General features: G+C 68.3%; 18 protein-coding genes. 10 read left to right on the top strand and 8 right to left on the bottom strand.

What is annotated here, in order from left to right; all coding sequences use genetic code 11:
- Positions 1-28 precede the first annotated feature (28 nt).
- The 6 genes from AVAK2825_RS04695 (at position 29) to AVAK2825_RS04670 (ending at position 5,608) form a co-directional block, all read left to right on the top strand.
- Positions 29-727, top strand: a complete 699-nt coding sequence (locus tag AVAK2825_RS04695; protein WP_284394732.1) for a fumarylacetoacetate hydrolase family protein — start codon at positions 29-31, stop codon at positions 725-727.
- A 16-nt stretch (positions 728-743) separates the two neighbouring features.
- Positions 744-1,388 (top strand): maleylacetoacetate isomerase, encoded by a 645-nt coding sequence (maiA, locus tag AVAK2825_RS04690; protein WP_284394731.1) that lies wholly within the window; start codon positions 744-746, stop codon positions 1,386-1,388.
- A 61-nt stretch (positions 1,389-1,449) separates the two neighbouring features.
- Entirely contained in the window at positions 1,450-2,775 is a 1,326-nt protein-coding gene (locus tag AVAK2825_RS04685; RefSeq protein ID WP_284394730.1) for an MFS transporter, read from the top strand.
- A gap of 53 nt (positions 2,776-2,828) precedes the next feature.
- Complete coding sequence (locus tag AVAK2825_RS04680) at positions 2,829-3,839, top strand: AraC-like ligand-binding domain-containing protein (protein WP_502870483.1); 1,011 nt, start codon at positions 2,829-2,831, stop codon at positions 3,837-3,839.
- 199 nt (positions 3,840-4,038) lie between these two features.
- Positions 4,039-4,767 carry an alpha/beta fold hydrolase gene (locus AVAK2825_RS04675; protein ID WP_284394729.1) on the top strand — a complete coding sequence of 243 codons (729 nt, stop codon included), beginning with the start codon at positions 4,039-4,041 and terminating at the stop codon, positions 4,765-4,767.
- An 85-nt stretch (positions 4,768-4,852) separates the two neighbouring features.
- A complete protein-coding gene (locus AVAK2825_RS04670; protein ID WP_284394728.1) occupies positions 4,853-5,608 on the top strand; it encodes an OmpW/AlkL family protein in 756 nt (251 codons plus the stop codon).
- A 418-nt stretch (positions 5,609-6,026) separates the two neighbouring features.
- Here AVAK2825_RS04670 and AVAK2825_RS04665 read toward each other — a convergent pair whose 3' ends face one another.
- Complete coding sequence (locus tag AVAK2825_RS04665; RefSeq protein WP_284394727.1) at positions 6,027-8,009, bottom strand: P-loop NTPase family protein; 1,983 nt, start codon at positions 8,007-8,009, stop codon at positions 6,027-6,029.
- Between the two features lie 345 nt (positions 8,010-8,354).
- Positions 8,355-9,266, bottom strand: a complete 912-nt coding sequence (locus AVAK2825_RS04660; protein ID WP_284394726.1) for a LysR family transcriptional regulator — start codon at positions 9,264-9,266, stop codon at positions 8,355-8,357.
- 113 nt (positions 9,267-9,379) lie between these two features.
- Here AVAK2825_RS04660 and AVAK2825_RS04655 point away from each other — a divergent pair, with 113 nt between their 5' ends.
- The 4 genes from AVAK2825_RS04655 (at position 9,380) to AVAK2825_RS04640 (ending at position 12,553) form a co-directional block, all read left to right on the top strand.
- Positions 9,380-10,372, top strand: a complete 993-nt coding sequence (locus AVAK2825_RS04655) for a 2Fe-2S iron-sulfur cluster-binding protein (protein ID WP_284394725.1) — start codon at positions 9,380-9,382, stop codon at positions 10,370-10,372.
- An 83-nt stretch (positions 10,373-10,455) separates the two neighbouring features.
- On the top strand, positions 10,456-11,721 hold the full coding sequence (locus AVAK2825_RS04650; protein ID WP_284394724.1) for an aromatic ring-hydroxylating dioxygenase subunit alpha: 1,266 nt from the start codon (positions 10,456-10,458) through the stop codon (positions 11,719-11,721).
- 3 nt (positions 11,722-11,724) lie between these two features.
- Entirely contained in the window at positions 11,725-12,216 is a 492-nt protein-coding gene (locus tag AVAK2825_RS04645) for an aromatic-ring-hydroxylating dioxygenase subunit beta (RefSeq protein ID WP_272566084.1), read from the top strand.
- Between the two features lie 13 nt (positions 12,217-12,229).
- Positions 12,230-12,553, top strand: coding sequence for a non-heme iron oxygenase ferredoxin subunit (locus tag AVAK2825_RS04640; protein ID WP_272566083.1), 324 nt, complete (start codon positions 12,230-12,232; stop codon positions 12,551-12,553).
- Between the two features lie 24 nt (positions 12,554-12,577).
- Here AVAK2825_RS04640 and AVAK2825_RS04635 read toward each other — a convergent pair whose 3' ends face one another.
- The 6 genes from AVAK2825_RS04635 to AVAK2825_RS04610 form a co-directional block, all read right to left on the bottom strand.
- On the bottom strand, positions 12,578-14,047 hold the full coding sequence (locus tag AVAK2825_RS04635; protein WP_284394723.1) for a methyl-accepting chemotaxis protein: 1,470 nt from the start codon (positions 14,045-14,047) through the stop codon (positions 12,578-12,580).
- Positions 14,048-14,209: 162 nt separating this feature from the next.
- A complete protein-coding gene (locus tag AVAK2825_RS04630; protein WP_284394722.1) occupies positions 14,210-15,541 on the bottom strand; it encodes an MFS transporter in 1,332 nt (443 codons plus the stop codon).
- A 4-nt stretch (positions 15,542-15,545) separates the two neighbouring features.
- Positions 15,546-16,103, bottom strand: a complete 558-nt coding sequence (locus AVAK2825_RS04625; RefSeq protein WP_284394721.1) for a hypothetical protein — start codon at positions 16,101-16,103, stop codon at positions 15,546-15,548.
- A 61-nt stretch (positions 16,104-16,164) separates the two neighbouring features.
- Positions 16,165-16,860, bottom strand: a complete 696-nt coding sequence (locus AVAK2825_RS04620; RefSeq protein WP_284394720.1) for a hypothetical protein — start codon at positions 16,858-16,860, stop codon at positions 16,165-16,167.
- A 151-nt stretch (positions 16,861-17,011) separates the two neighbouring features.
- On the bottom strand, positions 17,012-18,400 hold the full coding sequence (locus AVAK2825_RS04615) for a sigma-54-dependent transcriptional regulator (RefSeq protein ID WP_284394719.1): 1,389 nt from the start codon (positions 18,398-18,400) through the stop codon (positions 17,012-17,014).
- Positions 18,385-19,842, bottom strand: coding sequence for a sensor histidine kinase (locus AVAK2825_RS04610; RefSeq protein ID WP_284394718.1), 1,458 nt, complete (start codon positions 19,840-19,842; stop codon positions 18,385-18,387). Before AVAK2825_RS04610 ends, AVAK2825_RS04615 begins: the two co-directional genes overlap by 16 nt.
- Positions 19,843-19,940: the final 98 nt, after the last annotated feature.

Raw genomic sequence — 19,940 nt, 5'->3', positions numbered from 1 at the left:
CTTCAATCCCCGTTTGAAAGACATCTCCATGGCCTTCGTGTTTCCCGCTCCTCCCTCCGTTGCCGTGCCCGTTGCAGGCAGCGGCAATGCCTTCGCCGTGCGCCGCGTCTACTGCGTGGGCCGCAACTACGCGGCCCACGCCCGCGAGATGGGGTTCGATCCCGACCGCGAGCCGCCCTTCTTCTTCTGCAAGCCGGCCGATGCCGTGATCCCCGTGGCCCATGGCGAGACGCTGCGCTTGCCGTACCCCTCGCGCACCGACAACTTCCACTACGAGGCCGAGTTGGTGGTCGCCATCGGCAAAGCGGGCAGCGACATCGCCCGCGAGAACGCGCTGCAGCACGCCTGGGGCTATGCCGTGGGCCTGGACATGACCCGCCGCGACCGGCAGATGGAAATGCGCCAGATGGGCCGGCCCTGGGAGATCGGCAAGGCCTTCGATGCCTCCGCGCCCATCGGGCCCATCCACCGCGCCAGCGACGTGGGCCACTTCGAGCAGGCCGGCATCTGGCTCACCGTGAACGGTGCGGACCGCCAGCGCAGCGATGTGTCGCACCTGATCTGGTCGGTGGCCGAGACCATCGCTGACCTCTCCACCTGGTTCCGCCTGGAGCCGGGCGACCTGATCTACACCGGCACCCCCGAAGGCGTGGGCCCGGTGGTGCGCGGCGACCGCATGGTCGTGGGCGTGGAGCGCCTGGGCGAGCTGCGGGCGGACGTGGTCTGACGCCATGGAGCCCGCCGTGCAGCTCTACAGCTTCTTCAACAGCTCCACGTCGTACCGGGTGCGCATCGCGCTGGCCCTCAAAGGGCTGCCCGCCGACTACCACGGGGTGAACATCCGCACCGGCGAGCACCGCGCGCCAGGCTATGCGGCACTCAATCCATCGCGGGCCGTTCCCCTGCTGGTGGACGGCGACTTCGCCCTGGGCCAGTCCATGGCCATCCTCGACTACCTGGACCAGCGCCACCCCGAGCCGCGCCTGATCCCGCTGGAGCCCCGGCTGCGTGCCCGCGTGCTGGAGCTGGCCCATGTCATCGCCTGCGACATGCACCCGGTCAACAACCTGCGCATCCTGAAGTACCTGCAAGGGCCGCTGGGCTTGAGCGCGGCGCAGAAGGACGCGTGGTACGCCCACTGGGCGGCCGAGGGCTTCGAGGCTGTGGAGCGGCTGCTGGCCAGGCACGGTGATGAAAGCGGTCCCTGGTGCTTTGGCGACCAGCCCACGCTGGCCGACGTGTGCCTGGTGCCCCAGGTGGCCAACGCGCTGCGCGCAGGCTGCGACCTCCAACCCCATGCGCGTGCCATGGCCGTGTACGCGCACGCCGAACGGCACCCCGCCTTCATCGCGGCCCGACCACAGGAGCAGCCCGACTACCAGCCTTGATTTTTCCTGTGGTCCCCGGCCCATGAGCCACCCCCATCCCTACAAGACGGAGAGAGACAAAATGACCCCATCCATGGCCGCCGGCATTCCGGCGGCAGACCGTGCCGCCTTCGGGCCGCTGCAGCTGCGCGTGACGCTGCTGTGCGCCATCGTCGCCATGCTCGACGGCTTCGATACCCAGTCCATCGCCTACGTGGCTCCGCGCATCGCGGAAGACTGGGGGCTCAAGCCCTCGGAGTTCGGGCCCATCTTCGCGGCCGGCCTCTTCGGCCTCATGGCCGGCGCCTTCCTGCTCAGCCCGGCCGCCGACCGCTGGGGCCGCAAGAAGATCATCCTGCTGTCCACCTTCATCTTCGGCCTGTTCGCGCTGCTCACGGCCTGGGCCACCAACATGAACGAGCTGCTGGCCTACCGCTTCATCACCGGCGTGGGCCTGGGCGCGGCCATGCCCAACATCATCGCCCTGACCAGCGAATATGCGCCGCAGCGCCTGCGCGCCACGCTGGTCACGGTGATGTTCTGCGGCTTTCCGCTGGGCTCCACGCTGGGCGGGCTGATCTCCAGCTGGCTCATCGCGCATTTCGACTGGCATTCGGTGTTCGTGCTGGGCGGCGTGCTGCCCCTGCTGCTGCTGCCGGTGCTGGCCGCGCTGCTGCCCGAATCGCTGCGCTACCTGGCCGCCAGCGGCGCCGCGCCCGCGCGCTACGAGCCCATCGTCAAGAGCGCCTACCCGGGCGAAGACCCGGCCACGGTGATGGCCGGGCTGCGCGGCGAGGCCGCGGGCGTGCAGGCGGGCTTCTCGGTGTTCGCGCTGTTCCGCCATGGCCGCCTGCCCACCACGGTGCTGCTGTGGCTGGCGTTCTTCATGAACCTGCTGGTCATGTACTTCCTGGTCAACTGGCTGCCCACGCTGCTCAAAAGCGCCGGCCTGCCGCTGGAGAAAGCCATTCTCTCCACCGCCATGCTCAACCTGGGTGGCGTGGTCGGCGCACTCGCGCTGGGGCGGCTCATCGACCGCTTCAGCGCCTACACCGTGCTGGGCGCGGCCTATGCCGCCTCGGCCGGCTTCATCGCGCTGATCGCCTTCAGCGGGCAGAACCTCACGGGGCTGCTGGCCGGCGCGGCGCTGTCGGGCTTCGGCGTGGTGGGCGCGCAGATCGGCTGCAACGCGCTGGCCGCGGCCATCTACCCCACCCACATCCGCGCGACCGGCGTGGGCTGGGCGCTGGGCGTGGGCCGCATCGGCGCCATCGTCGGGCCGCTGGCAGGCGGCGCCCTGCTGGCCGCAGCCTGGACGCCCGCGTCCATCATCCTGGTGGCCGCCGTGCCCGCGGTGCTGGCGGCCGCGGCGGTGCTGCTGCTCGGGCGTGTGCGCAGGGACGCCTGAGCCGAGCGCCCATTCAAGCCAAAACGGCCCGCAGCGCACAGGGAGAGCGCACCATGGCATCCAAAAGCATAGCAATGCAGTCGGAGCCGACCGGCGACAGGCAGGCCATGGAATGCGCCATCCGCACGTGGAGCACCGATGCCGTTCCTGCCGCTCAGCGGGCGGACTACTGGGTCGGCGCGGTCTGCGACTGCTTCCTCGACATGGAGGTGGAGCCCGGCCAGCGCCAGGCCTTCTCGGCCACGCTCGCCTCCATGCCCTGCGGCGGCCTGCGCGTCAACCGCGTGAGCGGCAGCGCGCAGCGCGTGCGCCGCACCTTGCAGGGCATCCGCCGCAGCGGGGGCGACAACTTCTATTACCTGCTCTGCAAGGAGTCGTCGCCCTGCCACGTCGCGCAGGACGATGCCGGCGCCGCGCGCCTGCTGCCCGGCGACCTGGCACTGATCGATTCGCGCCGCCGCTACCTGCTGGAGTTCCCTGAGGCGGTAGACACCGTCTCCATCCAGATCCCCATCGGCTGGCTGGACACCTGGCTGCCCGCCGCCGACCGCTGGCTGGGCCGGCGTGTGGACGGCGCCGCCGGATGGGGCCGGGTGCTGAGCGCCTATGTGACCCAGTTGCGCGCCGAACAGCCCGCCCGCCTGGGCACGCTGCAGGCCGAACACCTGGGCGGCCTGTTGTCGCTGGCCTGCGGCGCCGCCCCCGAAGCGCCGCGCCCCGGCCTGCTGCAGCGCATCGAGCATTGCGTGCGCCAGCGCTTTGGCGAGCACGGCCTCACCGCCGCCAATGTGGCCGATGACGTGGGCGTGTCGCTGCGCACCCTGCACCGCGCCCTGTCGGCGGGCGGCAGCACCTTCGCGCTGCTGCTCATGCGCGAGCGCATGGCGGTGGCGCAGCGCATGCTGCATGCGCCCTCGCACCGGCACCTGACGGTGGCCGAGATCGGCCGGCGCGCGGGCTTCCTGGACCCGTCGCACTTCGCGCGCGCCTGCCGCCAGTGGTGCGGCAGAACCCCCGCGCAGGAGCGCTGCGCGCCAACGCAAGCCTTCGACAGTCCACACTGACACGGCCTGGATTCAGCCGGGCAACCAGGCAAGGGGCGCCGCAGACAGTGCCAGAGCACGGCGAGGCGGAGCCAACGGCCGGCGCCGGTTAAAGGCGAGCCGCACGGCACCCAGCGTCCGCCACGCTGGCACGCATCGGCCATCCATGGCCCGGCAGGCGCGACACCATGGGTCTCCCACATCACAAGGAGACAACGACATGGCGGACACCTACGTCCTGGTCCACGGCGCCTGGCACACGGGCGACACGCTGCAAGCCACCGCGGAGCATCTGCGCGCACGCGGCTACACCGTGCACTGCCCCACGCTGCCGGGCAACCGCCCCGGCGACGGCACGGCCCCGCTGGGCCTGCAGGATGCGATCGACGGGCTGGTGCAGTTCCTCGCATCGAACGACCTGCGCGAAGTGCGGCTTGTCGGCCACAGCTACGGCGGCATGCTGTTGTCCGGCGCCGCCGACCGCGTGCCCGAGCGCATCCGGCGGCTGGTCTATGTGAACGCCTTCGTGCCGCTGCCCGGCGAAGCCCTGTGCGACATGGCACCCCCGCACTACCGCGCCATGTTCGAGGGCCTTGCGGCCGCTGGCGGCGGCGGCGTGCAACTGCCCTTCGAGGTCTGGCGCGAATGCTTCATCAACGACGCCGATGCCGATCTGGCACGCAGCACCTATGCCCGGCTGCACCCGCAGCCGCTGCGCTGCCTGACCGACCCCATCGCCCTGTCGCAGCCCACCGCCGCGCTGGCGCTGGGCAAGTCGTACCTGAACTGCCGCGAAGACACCGCGCTGCCCCACAGCCTGCCCTGGCACCCGCGCCTGTCGGAACGGCTGGGCCTGTTCCGCTACGTGGAGGCGGGCGGCAGCCACGAGGCGCTGTTCACCGACCCCGAAGGCTTCGCGCGCGGCATCGAGCGGGCCGGCCGGAACTGATCGGCAGGCGCCGCTGCGGCGCCAACACCGCAGCACGGCAAAAGCGAAGCGAAGACACAGACAAATCAATCCAGGAGACGACACCATGCAAGGCATTGCACACCACCACATCACCGCGAGCTCTTTCTCGGCGCGGACCGCTTGCTCGCGCGCCAGGGCACGCGAGGCCGCCGCTGTTTTGGCCGTGGCAGCCGCTGTCGGCAGCCTCATCGCGGCACTGCCCGCACAGGCACAGACCCCGGCATCGCCGGATGCGTCGTCGTCGCCCTGGCGCATCTACGCCGGCTCCGCGCACATCGGCTTCAGCACCTCGGCCGAAGTGCGGGCCGGCGGGCAGATCGTGCCGGGCGCCAGCGCCAAGGCCGATTCCAACGACAGCATCGGCTTCGGCGCCATCTACGACTTTCACCCGGGCTGGAGCGCCGAACTCGCCCTGGGCCTGCCGCCCACCACCGCGCTCAAGGGCACCGGCGCCCTGGCTGGCGCAGGCACGCTCGGCAAGGTGAAGTACGGCCCCGCCGTGCTGTCCGTGCGCCGCCAGCTGTGGGATGGCGGCCCCGTGCGGCCCTACATCGGCGCCGGCATCAACTACACGCTGGTGCTGGAATCCCGCGACGGCTTCGTGTCGGACCTGCACGTGAAGAACGGCATCGGCCCCGTGCTGCAGGCCGGCTTCGAGGTGCCACTGGATGTACGCTGGAGCTTCTTTGTCGATGCCAAGAAGATCTGGCTCAAGACCACTGCGACCGGCACGCTGCCGGCACTGGGCGGAGCGCCCGCACATGCGAAGGTGCGGCTGGATCCGTTGGTGGTGACGGCGGGGGTGAGTTATCGGTTTTGAGGGGGGCTTGTGTTGGTTCGGGTGAGCCGGTGGACAAGGCGTATCGGGGGGAGGCTCCGATACGTCGGTGATCGCTTTTGAAAGACTGCTTGGCAGCGGGAGCCACCGTTCGCCAAGGCCTTAGCGACTGACCGCAACCAGCCTGAAGCTGCCGTCGTTAAGGACGGCTGTGCAGCACGTGCCGCCCTTCAATGAATAAGTGGCGCGCGGCGGCTTTTTGTGGATAGCTATCAGTGGCGGGCCTGTTGCAAACGGTAGCAGTCAGCCTAGATCCGGCCCTTCACATGGGCAGGCTGGTCTGCAGCGATAACCGTGATTGGCAATGTCTGTCTCATAGGACCGCCGCGGTCAGAATCCGGCCGACACCATCGACCGTTGCAGACTGTCTGGTGTGGCGTGCAGCGTCGTCGACTTGCAGCTACGCCAGTCGTTCTTCGAGCCATTGAAGTTCTCGGCGATGCAAGGCAATGTCTGCCGCGTCTACAGCCTTTGCGTGGGCATCAGGGCGATCATTGAGAAGGTCCATCGCCGATTCAAACCGGCGCTTGTCGCCAAGAACTTTCTCGAAGTGCGGCCAATGTTTCAGTATGACCACACCAAGTTCGCGCCAATACAACTTGTTTAACAGCGCGTCTCCGGACAAAGACGCTAGTTCGATTCGCTGCTTCTCGGGAAGAGCTCTGAGAACCGCATCTACCCAGTTTTCTCCAGCCTTGGCCGCAAACTTCAGCGAGAAATGGATGAACTCTCGAAGCTTGCGTTCCATTAAGTTTCGCCTTCTGTTAATAACAGAGAGTTCCTCTGCCCACTCTTGAGGCGCCAGCGCTAGCGTGGTGCTCGCATCCTCAAGTTCGAGTGACCGTTGTGCTTGAGGGTCGACATCTCCAAGGGCGGAAAGCCCGGCCTTGATCATGGCACTTGTGACGGACACGCCAGCGGGCGTTTGGGTAGCAAGGCCATATCTAAGAAGAAGTTTTCCTTCAATGAGCGGGAGATGCGTAGTTGCCGCGGCCCGTTTCAACAATTCGATTGGCTCCGCAGTCTTTCGTCGCAGATCCTCAAGAGCTACCTTGGCTACATCGACGCCTTCCGCGTCTACAAAGTCTTTGAGCAGGCTTGCCACTAGCTCGGTCTCAAGTGTGCGAGGTCGCCCCTGGATATCCACAGCGTGATGCAAGTACGACCCTGCAAGTCGAATCCAATAGGGAAAATCGGCGCAAGTCTCGGCCACAAGATCTTGATCCTGGTCCGCCAAGACCAATCCGCATCTTTTGCACAGATCCTTAATCATCTGTTTTGAAGAGTGGCGGGCGAACGGCGCGAGATAGCCCTCAGGTACGAAGTGGAGAACGGAATTCTCAATGCCGTCGAAACTTTCCACTCTAAAAGCTTGAGACGACACACCGGATACCAGTACTGAAAGAGGAAATCCCATGCGCTGCGCTTCTTGATAGACAACCCTAAATTCCCGCCAGAATTGGTTGAATTCCTGTCGCCAAATGGGTCGTGTGGGCGATGCGGGAGTAATGTAGTCAATCTCGTCAAAGATCAATGCCAACGGTTTAGGGTCTTTCGTAGACCATAGGTCGTCGAAAACCGGAACCAATTCCTTATCGCTGCGCTTTAGGGCCTCTGTGATGTGTGCGTAGCCGCGTGTGGAGGCCATCTTCGCCACTTTCGCGATGGCCTTAAGTGCATCTCCTGCGGACAGCTTATTGAAGCCATCAACAGAGCAGTCAATCATGGCGACCCTGGGATCGCCACTTTCCCGCGCCGCTGCAACGATTCGATTTATCAGGGAGGTTTTCCCAAGTTTCCGAACTCCAAAGATTGAGATGATTCGACCGCTCTGAAGCTGTCGCAGCGTCTCAATAGCTGTATTTCGGCGGCCAAAAAAGTCCGTATCGGAGAGCACCGGACCGGTTAGCGAAAACGGGTCGTAAGCAAACAGATCACGAGCGAGGTTCCGGCGAAGTGATTCCGTCGGTGGGATTGCTCCGGCGGATGGGCGAAAAATGGGAATGATCTTGTATCCCAACTCGCGTCCCCAGTTACGGAGCTTTTCATCTCCCGAGGCGTCTGCGTGGACGATGATCATGAACGCAGGATCGAGACGCCCTGCGCTCTCCGCAATTAGATCCCGTGCGGCGTGCAGCGTACGAACCTGAAGCTCCTTGACATTGATTGCCAACCCGAGCACCTCGCGATCCAATAGAAGGGAATCGGAAATAGTCCTAGTAGGCTTGCAGTGCAGCACTACGTGATTCTTGCCATTTGCGGCATGCGTCTTGAAAAACTCGATCGTGAAAAGGCCATCGAGCGCGTTGCAGACTTCCCCCGCTAATGAGTTGCGTGCGACGTTTGCGCGTATTTCTTCTTTGACATTGAGTAGATGGGCCATTTCTTCTCCCTCACGTGTTAGTGGACTTCACGCTATTGATGAGCCTGCGGCGACAAAACGTCACCGAGTTCTCTGGGCAGGATGATATGCAAGCCCACAGCCTGATACAGATCTCCACCAAGTTCCTGTCAACACCCCCTCTCGTTGTGAGAATCGATGAGCGACGTGATGGCGATCTCATCGACTGCTCTCATGCGGGAGCTGCCGATTCGGCCGTCACTGTCGAATGGCGGCTTTCAGCCTGTAGGCGACATCGCGCCGCTCTGCTCCAGGCAGACAAGCGTCGCCGCAGCAATATGTCGGGAAACGTGGTGGCTAAGTCATGCAGACATGCCATGCACACCCTCACTCCCCTTCCGCAAACATCTCCACCAACACCCCCCGCAGCCACTGGTTCCCCGGATCCCGGTGGTACTTCGTATGCCAGAACAGATTGATCGCCACCTGTGGCAGCTTGGCCGGGTGGGGAACATAGGCCAGACCGAAAGGCTCGGCCATGCTCTGGGCCATTTTCTCGGGCACGGTGGCGACCATTTGCGTGGCCTGCAGGATGTGGCCGATGGCGACGAAATGCGGCACGGTGAGCCGCACGTCGCGGGCCACGCCCATGCGCTCCAGCAGTTCGTCCACCTTGCCGTGGCCCGTGCCTTCGGAGACGACCACCACGTGCTCCGCCTTGGAAAAATCCGCCAGTGCGATGCTGCGGCGCTTGTGCAGCGGGTGGCCTTCGCGGAACAGGCACACGTAGGGCTGGCGGAACAGCCGGCGCTGGAAGAAGCCGGCCTTGAGCTGCGGCAGCAGGCCAACGGCCAGGTCCACTTTGCCGGCTTCCATGGCGTCCTTCAGGTCGGTGGCTGAATTGCGCACGGTGGTCAGGCGTACGCCCGGTGCCACCTGGGCCAGCCGCTCCAGCAGGCGGGGCAGGAAATAGATCTCGCCGATGTCCGTCATGCCTACCTTGAACACGCGCCGGCTGGTGGCGGGATCGAACCCCAGCTTGTGGTTGAGGGCGCCGTGGATCATGGCCAGCGCGTACGACACCGACTCCGCCAACTGGTCGGCATAGGGCGTGGGCTGCATGCCCTGGGCCGTGCGCAAAAAAAGCTCGTCGCCCAGCAGGCGGCGCAGCCGCGCCAGCGCGTTGCTCACCGCGGGTTGCGTCAGGCCGAGGTTTTCCGCGGCCTGCGATACCTTGCGCGTCACCAGCAGCTGCTGAAAGACCACCAGCAAATTCAGATCGATGTCTTCCAGTTCCACGGGGCACCTTTATTCATCAGGGTGATGCGGTGTATTCACGCCATTCTATTGGCTGATTATCGGATCACAGGAATGATCGGGGCCATAACAACGACAGTGAATGAGACAACCCGATGGAACTGCATATCGAGCCGCTGGGCCGCGTGCTGCCCGTGGCGCCGGGCGCCAACCTGCTGGAAGTGCTGCGCGAGCACCAGATTCCCGTTTCCTACAGCTGCATGGCCGGGCGCTGCGGCACCTGCCGCTGCAAGGTGCTCTCGGGCGAGGTGATCGATGCGGGCCAGGCGCTGCGCATGCCGCCGCTGGGCGGTGGCGAGGGGCAATACGTGATGGCCTGCCAGACGGTGCTGAGCGAGTCCTGCACCATCGAGATCCCCGAGCCCGACGAGGTGGTTGTGCACACCGCCCGCACGCTCAAGGCCACGGTGACGGCGGTGGAAACGCTCACGCACGACATCCGCCGCCTGCGCCTCAAGCCGGCCAAGCCGCTGGACTTCTCGCCGGGGCAGTACGCGCAGTTGCAGTTCGGCCCGGGCCTGGTGCGGCCGTATTCGATGGCCGGGTTGCCGCACGATGACGAACTCGAATTCCACGTGCGGCTGGTCGAGGGCGGTCAGGTGTCCACCCATGTGGCTAACCTGCTGGCCGTGGGCGATGCGGTGCGCGTGAGCGGGCCGCTGGGTTCTGCCTACCTGCGCCGCAAGTACGAAGGTCCCATGCTCTGCGTGGCGGGTGGCACGGGGCTGGCGCCCATCCTCTCCATCGTGCGTGGTGCGCTGGAGTCGGGCATGCCCAACCCCATCCACGTCTATGCCGGCGCCCGATCAGCGCGCGATGTCTACGGCCTGCCGTGGTTGAAAGATCTGCAGCAGCGCCATCCGCAATTGCAGGTGCATGCCGTGGTGGCCGCGGCCGATGCGGCGCCGGGCCAGCGCACGGGCCTGGTCACCGACGCGATCGCGCAGGACTGGCCCACGCTGGAAGGCTGGCGCGCCTACCTGTGCGGATCGCCGCCCATGGTGGAGGCCGTGTCGCTGCTGGCGCGCCAGCGTGGCGTCGCCGCCGAGCACCTCTACGCGGATGCCTTCTACGCCAGCACGCCGTGAGGCAGGGGCCAGTGCCCCTCCCTGCGCGCCCTTCCTTCTCTTGATTCGCAACGCCCCATCACAAGCCCCAAGGAGACAACGCCATGAGTACGCCCCATCCCGTCTTCCCATTGCATCCGACCTGGGAAAGCCCCGGCACGCACCGCGTGCCCTTCGCGGCCTACACCAGCGAGGACATCTACCGCCGCGAACTGGAGCGGTTCTTCTACCGCGGCCACTGGTGCTACGTGGGCCTGGAGGCCGAGGTGCCGAACCCGGGCGACTTCAAGCGCACGGCCATCGGCGAGCGCTCGGTCATCCTGGTGCGTGGCGAGGACCTGCAACTGCACGTGGTGGAGAACGTGTGCGCGCACCGCGGCATGCGGTTTTGCCGGGAGCGCCATGGCAACCGCAAGGAGTTCGTCTGCCCCTACCACCAGTGGAACTACAAGCTCGACGGCGCGCTGCAGGGCGTGCCTTTCCGGCGCGGTGTCAAGCAGGACGGCAAGGTCCACGGCGGGATGCCGGCGGATTTCAAGCTGGAGGAAAACGGCCTGACACGGCTCAAGGTGGCCACGCGCGGCGGCGTGGTCTTCGCCTCGTTCGACCACGGCGTGGAGTCGCTGGAGGATTTCCTCGGGCCGGTGATCCTGGGTTACTTCGACCGCCTGTTCAACGGCCGCAAGCTCAAGATCCTGGGCTACAACCGCCAGCGCATTCCGGGCAACTGGAAGCTGATGCAGGAGAACATCAAGGACCCCTACCACCCCGGCCTGCTGCACACCTGGTTCGTGACCTTCGGGCTCTGGCGGGCTGACAACAAGTCGGAGCTGAAGATGGATGCGCGCCACCGCCACGCGGCCATGGTGTCCACGCGCGGCGAGGCCAAGAAGCAGTCCGACGTGTCCAACGTCTCCAGCTTCAAGGCCGGCATGCAGCTGGAAGACCCGCGCTTTCTCGACATCGTGCCCGAGCCCTGGTGGGGCGGGCCCACGGCGGTGATGACCACGCTGTTCCCCAGCGTGATCCTGCAGCAGCAGGTCAACAGTGTCTCCACGCGCCACATCCAGCCCGTGGGGCACGATGCCTTCGATTTCGAATGGACGCATTTCGGCTTCGAGGACGACACCGACGAGATGACCGAGCGCCGCCTGCGCCAGGCCAACCTGTTCGGGCCGGCGGGCTTCGTCTCGGCCGACGATGGCGAGGTGATCGAGTTCTCGCAACAGGGCTTCGAGCAAAAACCTTTCCATCGTGCGCTGGTGGAGCTGGGCGGCCGGGAGGTAGGAGACACCGACCACATGGTCACCGAGACGCTGATCCGCGGCATGTACGAGTACTGGCGCGGCGTGATGGAAAAGGAGGACTGAACCATGGACGCCCAATCCACCGCGATCGAATTCGCCGACTACTTCGCCCTGCAGCAGCTCTATGCCGACTACGCCGCCGCGCTCGACGCAGCGCAGTGGGACCGGTGGCCCGGCTTCTTCACCGAAGACTGCCTCTACCGCCTGCAGCCGCGCGAGAACCACGAGCGCGGCCTGCCGCTGGCCACGCTGTCGTTCGACAGCCAGGGCATGCTCAAGGACCGCGTCTACGGCATCCGCGAGACGCTGTTCCACGACCCGTATTACCAGCGCCACGTGATCGGCGCGCCGATCGTTCGCCGGGCCGGGGAGGGCCGCTGGGCGTGCGAGGCGAACTACGCCGTCTTTCGCACCAAGCTCTCGGAGCCTTCCACGGTGTTCAACGTCGGGCGCTACCTGGACGTGGTGGTGCGCACGCCCGAAGGCCTGCGCTTCGCCCGCAAGGAGTGCATCTACGACAGCGAAATGATCCCGAATTCCATCATCTACCCCATCTGAGAGGAGACACACCATGCCAGCAATCGACACCGGATGGACCGAGGCGACCGCGCGCGCCGACCTGCCCGAGGACGACGTGGTGGGCGTGACCGTCGAGGGACGCGACGTGGCGCTCTACACCGTGGATGGCGAGGTGTTCGCCACCGACAACCTGTGCACGCACGGCAATGCGCGGCTGTGCGACGGTTTCCTGGAGGGGCACGAAATCGAGTGCCCGCTGCATCAGGGCCGCTTCGACGTGCGGGACGGCAGCGCGCTGTGCGCGCCGCTCACCCAGGGCCTGCGCAGCTACCCCGTCCGTGTGGAGCAGGGAACGGTGTACCTCAAGCTCGCCTGACGCGAGGCGGCATGCGCCGCCGTCTCAGGCGGGCGCCGCCAGCGTGCCGCGCGGCGTCTGGAACTGGAACCCCTCCACCACGCTTTTCAGCCGGCCGGCATGCTCCAGCAGGCTGGCCGCCGCGGCGGAGGACTGTTCGACCAGCGCGGCGTTCTGCTGGGTCATGTGGTCGAGTTCGGTGACCGACGTGCTCACGCGGCCCAGATCGCTGGACTGGCCTTCGACCGATGTGCTGATGGTGCCCACCACCTGCGAGGCGCGCCGTGCGCAATCGACCACGTTCTGCATGTTGCGGCCCGCGTCGGCCGCCAGCGTGCTGCCGCGCTCGGCCTGCGCCACCGAGGCGGCGATCAGCGTGCGCACCTCGCGCGCGGCCTCGGCGCTGCGCCCGGCCAGGGCCCGCACCTCGCTGGCCACCACGGCGAAGCCCCGGCCCTGCTCGCCGGCACGGGCGGCTTCCACGGCCGCGTTCAGCGCCAATATGTTGGTCTGGAAGGCGATGCCGTCGATCACGCCCACGATGTCGGCAATGCGGCCGGCGCTGGAATGGATGCCCTCCATGGTGGCCACCACCTCCGTCACCACGCCGCCGCATCGTTCGGCCAGTTGCGTGGCCTCCTGCGTCAGGCGGCGCGCGGCCACGGCCTCCTGCACGCTGTGGCGCACCACGCCGTCCAGCTGCTCCATGGACGCGGCGGCCTCCTGCAGGTGTGAGGCGGTGCGCTCGGTGCGCTGGCTCAGGTCGCGGTTGCCGGAGGCGATCTCGCCCGAGGCCGACGCCAGGCCGGCCGCAGCCTGATGCACGTCCGCCACCACGCCGTTGAGGCGCCCCAAGGCGCCCTGCAGCGCCCGGGCCGCCGCGCTGCGCACGGCCACATGGCCCACGTCCAGCGAAAGCTGGCCGTTCGGCTGCAGGCGGCACAGCTGCTGCAGCTCGGCCGACTCGATGGCATCGGCCCGCGTGCGCATGGCGATGGCGACTTCCACCGCGGTCTGCACCACCACGAAGCTGGCATGGATGAGGATGCGGCCGAAGTCGGGCTCGGTCAGGCAATAGATCGGCAGCCCCGCCAGTTGCAGCCGGTCGAACGCGATGTGGTGCACGGCGATCAGCCCCGCCGCGAAGAGGATGGGCCGCCAGTCGCGGTAGGCCAGCAGGAAGGCCAGGAACACGAAGACGCCGAAGTGCATTTCGGTGGCGCCCAGGCTGAGCTGGATGTGCAGCGCCACCATGCCCATGCCGGCCACCACCATGGCCAGGCGGCTGAGCAGCGTGCCGCGTGCCAGCAGGTAGGCCAGAGCGGCCAGGCCCGTCAGCCCCAGGCCCCAGAGCGCGGCGGTGCCGGGCCGGCCGTGTACCACGCCGATCCAGAGGGCGATACCCCAGCCCAGGGCGACGATGCCCAGCAGGAGGGCGTCGGCCCGGCGGCCGATCGCATGCAGGGCGTCATGCGCGCCCATGGAGATGTCGTGGATGCCTTCGCCTCGTGCCATGCGGAATGCTCCCTGCAGTTTCATTGGGACAGGCCGCGGGGCAGGCAACGCATGGGGTTGCTCCCGAGAATCGGAACCAGCAATCAGGACGCGGCGGGAAACATGTTGTAACGCAGCGGGCCCTCAGGCGTCAACCGAAAAGGTGTGGCGTGGCCTTTCTGCTCAGGCAGGCAAGGCCGGCGGTTGTGCAGGCGCCGGGCCGCTGTGGCCGGCAGCCCGCTGCGCCAGCCAGAAGACGGGCAAGGCCAGCACCGCACATCCCGCCAGCACGGCGAACGCGAGGCCGAAATGCCCCTGCGCTCCGACCACGCTGTTGGCAACGGCGGGGCTCAGTGCTGCGCCCACGCCTTGCAGCGTCATCACCAGCCCCAGCGCGGTGTTGTAGCGGCCGCTGCCGCGCACGTACCGTTCCACCATCAGCGGAGTGGCCACGCCCAGCGCGCCGGCCGCCAGACCATCGAGCACCTGCACCGGAATGTTGGCCCAGGCATCGGGGATGGCCCAGGCGATGACGCCCCGCACGGGGAGCGCCAGGATGGCGATGTAGACGAACACCTGCAGGTCCCACCGCCGGCTGCGCGACACCCACAGGGCCACCGGCACCATGGTGAGTTGGGCGACCACGATGGCAACGCCCGTCCACAGCAGCGGGGAGGAGTCGGGCACCGTGGCGGCGAGCCGCTGGTTGAGCAGCGGCAGCATGGACGCATTGCCCAGATGAAAGAGCGCACAGGCCAGCCCGAAGCACCACAGCGCGCGGTGGCCCAGAAACGCGCGAAAACCTTCGGGTGCCACGGCTTCGGGGTGGGAGGAGAGAGCAGGCTTGGCACCGTCGGCTTCGGCGCCGCGCGCAGCCACATGGTCGATGTCGCCCGGCCGGATCGCCCGCAGGCACGCCAGCGCACCCACGGCCATGGCGGTCATGACGACGAGCATCCAGGGCGCGCCCATCCAGTGCGCAAAGGCCGCGGCCCCCAGCGCGGACACGATGTTGCCGGCATGGCTGTAGGCCTCGTTGCGGCCGGTCTGGTGGCGCAGGCCGGCGCTGCGCGCCAGCCCGAGCGTAAGCGCGGCCAGTGCGGCCGCCAGCACGGCGCCGGCAGCGCCGGTGAGCACCTGCGACAGCACGAGCAGGCTGGGCGACCGGGTCAGGAAGGCGACGGCGCTGGCGCCCAGCACCGCCAGCGCGCAGACCGCCACCAGCGCCCGCTTGGCGCGCGTACGGTCCGCGAGGGCGCCGGCCAGCGGCGTGGCCGCCATGGCGGCCAGCCCCCCGGCAGACAGCACGATGCCGATCATCGTCTGGTCGATGCGCTGGGTCTGCAGGTAGGTGGCGAGGAACGGACCGAGCCCGTCGCGCACGTCCGCCATGAAGAACGCCATCCAGGCCAGGGCGGTCAGGGAAGCCCCGGCCGCAACGCCCGTGCGGGCGGGCGGCGGTACGGCCGGGGTGGGCGCGGAAAGCGCGCCGGGGGCGGTGTGCGCGGCGGTCATGGCGTTACGGCTTGGCGGGTTTGCCCGGCACGGCGTGGCCGTTGACGGTGTGCGCCTCGATCACGTGGGCACCGGTGCTGCCGCGCAAGGGCCGTGCGGGGCCCTCGGCCGTCACCGCATCGCCCGGCTTCAGGTGCAGCCGGGCAAAGCCGTCGGGTCGCGTGTGGATGAAATCACCCGTGTCCAGCACCACGCCGTTGGGCTCGCCGTGCCGGGCGTGGTGCAGGCGCGCCACATGGCCTTTCACCTCGCGCGGTGCGTCGTCCGGCGCGAACGCCTGGCCGTCGATGGACACCAGCCGCTCGAACGCATAGACCTCGTGCGCGGCCTCGCCATGGGGAGGCGGTGGCGCCACGGTGCCATCGACGACCACCGTCTGGCCGGCGCGCAGGGCCTCGAAGGACTGGGCCGCACGGTCGTCGTGCTTGCCGAACACGAACTGCGCAGGCACGCCGTCCACGTCGATCATCACGCCCTCGACGTCGCCGCGCGGGCTGTAAAGGGCATGCTGGAACTGGCCTTCGAGGGACCAGACGTCGATCATTTCCTGGGGTTTGCTCATGGTGTCTCCGAATGGGTGAGGAAAGAAGAAACGGGTGTATGAAGCGGGCCGGGCGGCGGCTTTACGGGCGCAGCGCTGGGGCGCCGATCGGGCCGCCCAGCATGTCCTGCAGGGTGTCCGGCGTGGCGCCCATCTGCGCCGCTTCCATGCCGGTGCCCAGCGCGTTGCGGGTGCCCCAGCCGCGCACCGCAACGGTGGCGCCGGGCTTGAGCAGCGCCGCGACCGACGTGCCCATGTGGGGCGGAAAGCGCACGACGACGCCGTCTTCCAGCAGCAGGCCATGCGCATCGCCGCGGCTGTTGAACAGCACCTGGGCCACGCGGCCATTGGCCTGCAGGGCTGTCAGGGCTTCGCGCGGGGGGGGCGGGGGGCGCTGGCCGGGGGTGGGCGGCGTGTCCTGCACCGTGCGGCCCTGCGACTGGAAGGTCTCGGCGCGCAGCACGGGGGCATCGGGACGGTGCCAGCCGGTCACTTCCAACGGGTCGCCGGGGCGCAGCCACGCGGTGAGGGACTCCGACAGGTGGGGCGGGAAGGCGATCTGCGTGCCGTCCTGCAGCAGCAGGCCGTCCGCTTCGCCGTTCGGGTTGGGCAGCCAGCGCTGCAGCCGGCCGCTCGCGGTCGCGGACTGCTCGGCGGCAGGGGCCTGGGCCAGGGGGCCCGGCCCGCCGGGCGGGGGTGGGGGCAGCTGTGCGTGGGCGCTGGCGGCGGCGAGGGCGGCGGCCATCAGGCTGGTGCGGAGCAAGGGGTGGAGCGTCATGAAAGTCATCCTTTCGAGTGGTGGTGCGCTTTCTCACTCAAGACGCGTGCCAAGGCTGAATTCCTTATGAATCAATCACTTGCGTGCGATGGTGACCACGCGCAGTGGGTGGAACGGCGACAGGTTGTCTGCTTTTGCGACAGGCCGGCGGTCATTCGATGCCGTATTGCGTGAGCTTGCTGTAGAGCAACTGGCGGTGAATGCCCAACCGCCGGGCCGCGAGCGAGCGGTTGCCCTGGGCCTGCGCGAGCGCGTGTGCCAGCATCCGCCGCTCCAACTGCTCGATGGCCTGGGGCAGCGATCCCTCCAGCCAGGCGGCGGGCAAGGCGTCGCCCGCCCCGGCGCGGTGGCTGTGGCCGGGGTCATCGGGCGGGGTTGGCGATGGCTGCAGCCCCAGGTCGGCGGCCCCCACCACCGGGCCGCGCTGCAGGGCATGGCAGCGCTCCATGGCATTGCGCAGTTCGCGCACGTTGCCCGGCCAGGCGTGGTCCAGCAGCGCACGCGCCGCGCCAGCCGACAGCCGTTTGGCGGGTTGTGGCGCCGCGGCGCCGCGCAGGAAATGCTCGGCCAGCGGCACGATGTCGGCCAGGCGCTCGCGCAGCGGCGGCAGCACGATGTGCAGCACATCCAGCCGGTAGCGCAGGTCTTCGCGAAACCGCCCTTCGTGCACGGCCGCCGCGAGGTCGCGGTGCGTGGCGGCCAGCACGCGCACGTTCACCTTCACGGGCCGGTGGCTGCCCAACGGCGTGACTTCGCCCTCCTGCAGCGCGCGCAGCAGCTTGGCCTGCACCTCCGGCGCCATGTCACCGATCTCGTCGAGCAGCAGCACCCCGCCATCGGCTGCGCGAAAGCACCCGGGCCGCTCGGTGGCCGCGCCGGTGAAGGCGCCCTTCACATGGCCGAACAGCTCGCTTTCCAGCAGTTCCTTCGGAATCGCCGCGCAGTTCACCGCCACGAACGGACCCGCCGCGCGCGTGGAATGCCGGTGCAGGGCCCGCGCCACCAGCTCCTTGCCGGTGCCGGTCTCGCCCTCGATCAGCACTGGGGCGTCGCTCGCGGCGGCCATGCCGATGCGCTTGTGCACCTCGCGCATGGCTTCGCTGATGCCGATGAGTTCGCCGTCCTCTTGCGCATCGGGCGGCGGTGCGGGCGCAGCGGCCGTGGCACCGGCGTCGGCCTCGGAGCGCAGGGCGCGCTCCAGCACCTCCACGACCGCCGCGCGGCTCACGGGCTTGGTCAGGTGGTCGAACGCCCCCAGGCGCATGGCCTCGATGGTGCCCGAGCCGCTGGCGTAGGCGGTGAGCACCAGCACGGGCGGCAGCCGGGCCATGCGCGCGGCCAGCGCCTCCAGCGTTTGCAGCCCGTCCATGCCGGGCATGCGCTGGTCCAGGAAGATGGCGCTGTAGCGGTGGCTCTCCACCCGGCGCAGCGCCTCGGCCCCGCCACCGGCGCCGTGCACTTCGTGGCCCAGGCTCTGCAGGGTTTCGACCAGCGATTCGCGGAAGGCCGCGTCGTCATCGACGACTAAGAGGCGCGCCATGGCAGCTCCAGGATGAAACGGGCGCCGCCGCCCTCGCGGGGCGCGTAGTGCAGGTCGCCGCCATGGGCCAGCGCCACTTCGCGCGCCAGGGCCAGCCCCAGGCCGTTGCCGTCGGCGCGGCCGGTGGCGAAGGGCTCGAACAGTTGTGCCCGCAGGTCTTCGGGCACGCCGGGGCCGTCGTCCTCCACCGTCAGCGTGCACAGGGTGCGCGCCGCATCCACCTGCGCCGACAGCACGGCCTCGCCGCCGGCCGGCGCATGGCGCACGGCGTTGTCCAGCAGGTTGTCGATGGCGCGCGCCGCGTGCACGGGGTCGAACACGGCGTCGGCGGGCGCCTCGCCGCGCAGCGCCAGCCGCACGCCGCGGGCTTGCGAACCCGGGCGGGCGGTGTCCAGCCGTTCCTGCAGCCAGGGGCCGAGCGGCACGGTGCAGGGGCTGAGGTTGAGCGGCTGCACCAGCGAGAGCAGGCTTTGCACCAGGCCCTCCAAACGGTCGATCTGCGTGACGATGGACGCCAGCGCGTCGGCATGGCGGGCCGGCGGCGCGGCCAGGGCGTTGTCCGCCTTCAGGCGCATGGCGGCGATGGGGTTGCGGATCTCGTGCGCGACCGAGGCCGTCATGCGGCCCAGGGCGGTCAGGCGCAGGTCGCGGTGGCGCTGGGCCAGGGCCTCCTTCAGCCGTGCCCGGGCGTCTTCCAGGCGGGTGCCGAACGCGTTGAAGCCGTCGACGATGCGGTCCAGCTCGCGGATGCCGGTGCGCTCCAGGTGCGGCACGGCGTCGCCCTGGGCCTGCGCCAGCGCGCCTTCCAGGCGCCGCACCTGGCGCAGGCCGCGCAGCAGCATCCAGCCCAGCCAGGCACCCGATCCCACCACCAGCAGCGCCAGCACCGCGATGCCGGTGCGCAGGGTGTCCTGTGCGGCGATGGCGCCGGCGTGGGCGCGTGTCATGGTCCACACCGCGGTGCCGGGGTGCGCGGCCAGGGGGCAGGCCGCGACCACCAGCACCTCGCGGCTGCCGCGCACCAGATTCACGATGGGCTGGCCGGTGCTGCCGGCCTGCTTGGCCAACTCGACGATGAGCGGCTGCTCGGCGGCCGGCACGTCGATCTTGACGCCGCTGCCTTCATAGGTGGGGTAGGCGTAGGCCAGCATGCCGCTGCCGGCGCGCCACACGCCGCCTTCCACCTGCGGCACTTCCAGCAGCACCACGTGCAGCAGCACGCGCAGCAGGTCGGTCTGGGGGCTGTCGGCCGGCACGGTGGGCACCGACTTGGCGTAGCGCCTGGCGATGTCCTCGCAGGCCTGCGTGGCGCGTGCCCGGCTGGACGCCACCTGGGCGCCCGAGCCCGTCTGGTAGAGCACCACGATGATGGCCGCGACCAGGGCACAGGCGGCCAGCAGAAAGGCCCAGAAAAGAAGCAGTTGGATGCGCAAAGACCGCACGGTAGCCCATCGGAGTGAGGACGGCGGATCGTAAGGGCGAACACGCGGCCGCCCGGTAGGAAAGCGGCGTGTCTTGCATCGCCCGGTGGTGGCCGCGG

The sequence above is a fragment of the Acidovorax sp. SUPP2825 genome, assembly GCF_030158995.1.
Classification (GTDB): domain Bacteria; phylum Pseudomonadota; class Gammaproteobacteria; order Burkholderiales; family Burkholderiaceae_C; genus Paracidovorax.
This window is presented reverse-complemented; position numbering and strand designations above follow the sequence as displayed.

What these genes read in the sequence shown, in the direction of transcription:
- AVAK2825_RS04655 (WP_284394725.1), top strand. Translation starts at nt 9,380, where the DNA reads ATGGAACTGCATATCGAGCCGCTGGGCCGCGTGCTGCCCGTGGCGCCG.
- AVAK2825_RS04685 (WP_284394730.1), top strand. Translation starts at nt 1,450, where the DNA reads ATGACCCCATCCATGGCCGCCGGCATTCCGGCGGCAGACCGTGCCGCC.
- AVAK2825_RS04665 (WP_284394727.1), bottom strand. Translation starts at nt 8,009, where the DNA reads ATGGCCCATCTACTCAATGTCAAAGAAGAAATACGCGCAAACGTCGCA.
- AVAK2825_RS04695 (WP_284394732.1), top strand. Translation starts at nt 29, where the DNA reads ATGGCCTTCGTGTTTCCCGCTCCTCCCTCCGTTGCCGTGCCCGTTGCA.
- AVAK2825_RS04675 (WP_284394729.1), top strand. Translation starts at nt 4,039, where the DNA reads ATGGCGGACACCTACGTCCTGGTCCACGGCGCCTGGCACACGGGCGAC.
- AVAK2825_RS04645 (WP_272566084.1), top strand. Translation starts at nt 11,725, where the DNA reads ATGGACGCCCAATCCACCGCGATCGAATTCGCCGACTACTTCGCCCTG.
- AVAK2825_RS04620 (WP_284394720.1), bottom strand. Translation starts at nt 16,860, where the DNA reads ATGACGCTCCACCCCTTGCTCCGCACCAGCCTGATGGCCGCCGCCCTC.
- AVAK2825_RS04650 (WP_284394724.1), top strand. Translation starts at nt 10,456, where the DNA reads ATGAGTACGCCCCATCCCGTCTTCCCATTGCATCCGACCTGGGAAAGC.
- AVAK2825_RS04625 (WP_284394721.1), bottom strand. Translation starts at nt 16,103, where the DNA reads ATGAGCAAACCCCAGGAAATGATCGACGTCTGGTCCCTCGAAGGCCAG.
- AVAK2825_RS04680 (WP_502870483.1), top strand. Translation starts at nt 2,829, where the DNA reads ATGGCATCCAAAAGCATAGCAATGCAGTCGGAGCCGACCGGCGACAGG.
- AVAK2825_RS04640 (WP_272566083.1), top strand. Translation starts at nt 12,230, where the DNA reads ATGCCAGCAATCGACACCGGATGGACCGAGGCGACCGCGCGCGCCGAC.
- AVAK2825_RS04615 (WP_284394719.1), bottom strand. Translation starts at nt 18,400, where the DNA reads ATGGCGCGCCTCTTAGTCGTCGATGACGACGCGGCCTTCCGCGAATCG.
- AVAK2825_RS04670 (WP_284394728.1), top strand. Translation starts at nt 4,853, where the DNA reads ATGCAAGGCATTGCACACCACCACATCACCGCGAGCTCTTTCTCGGCG.
- AVAK2825_RS04630 (WP_284394722.1), bottom strand. Translation starts at nt 15,541, where the DNA reads ATGACCGCCGCGCACACCGCCCCCGGCGCGCTTTCCGCGCCCACCCCG.
- AVAK2825_RS04635 (WP_284394723.1), bottom strand. Translation starts at nt 14,047, where the DNA reads ATGGCACGAGGCGAAGGCATCCACGACATCTCCATGGGCGCGCATGAC.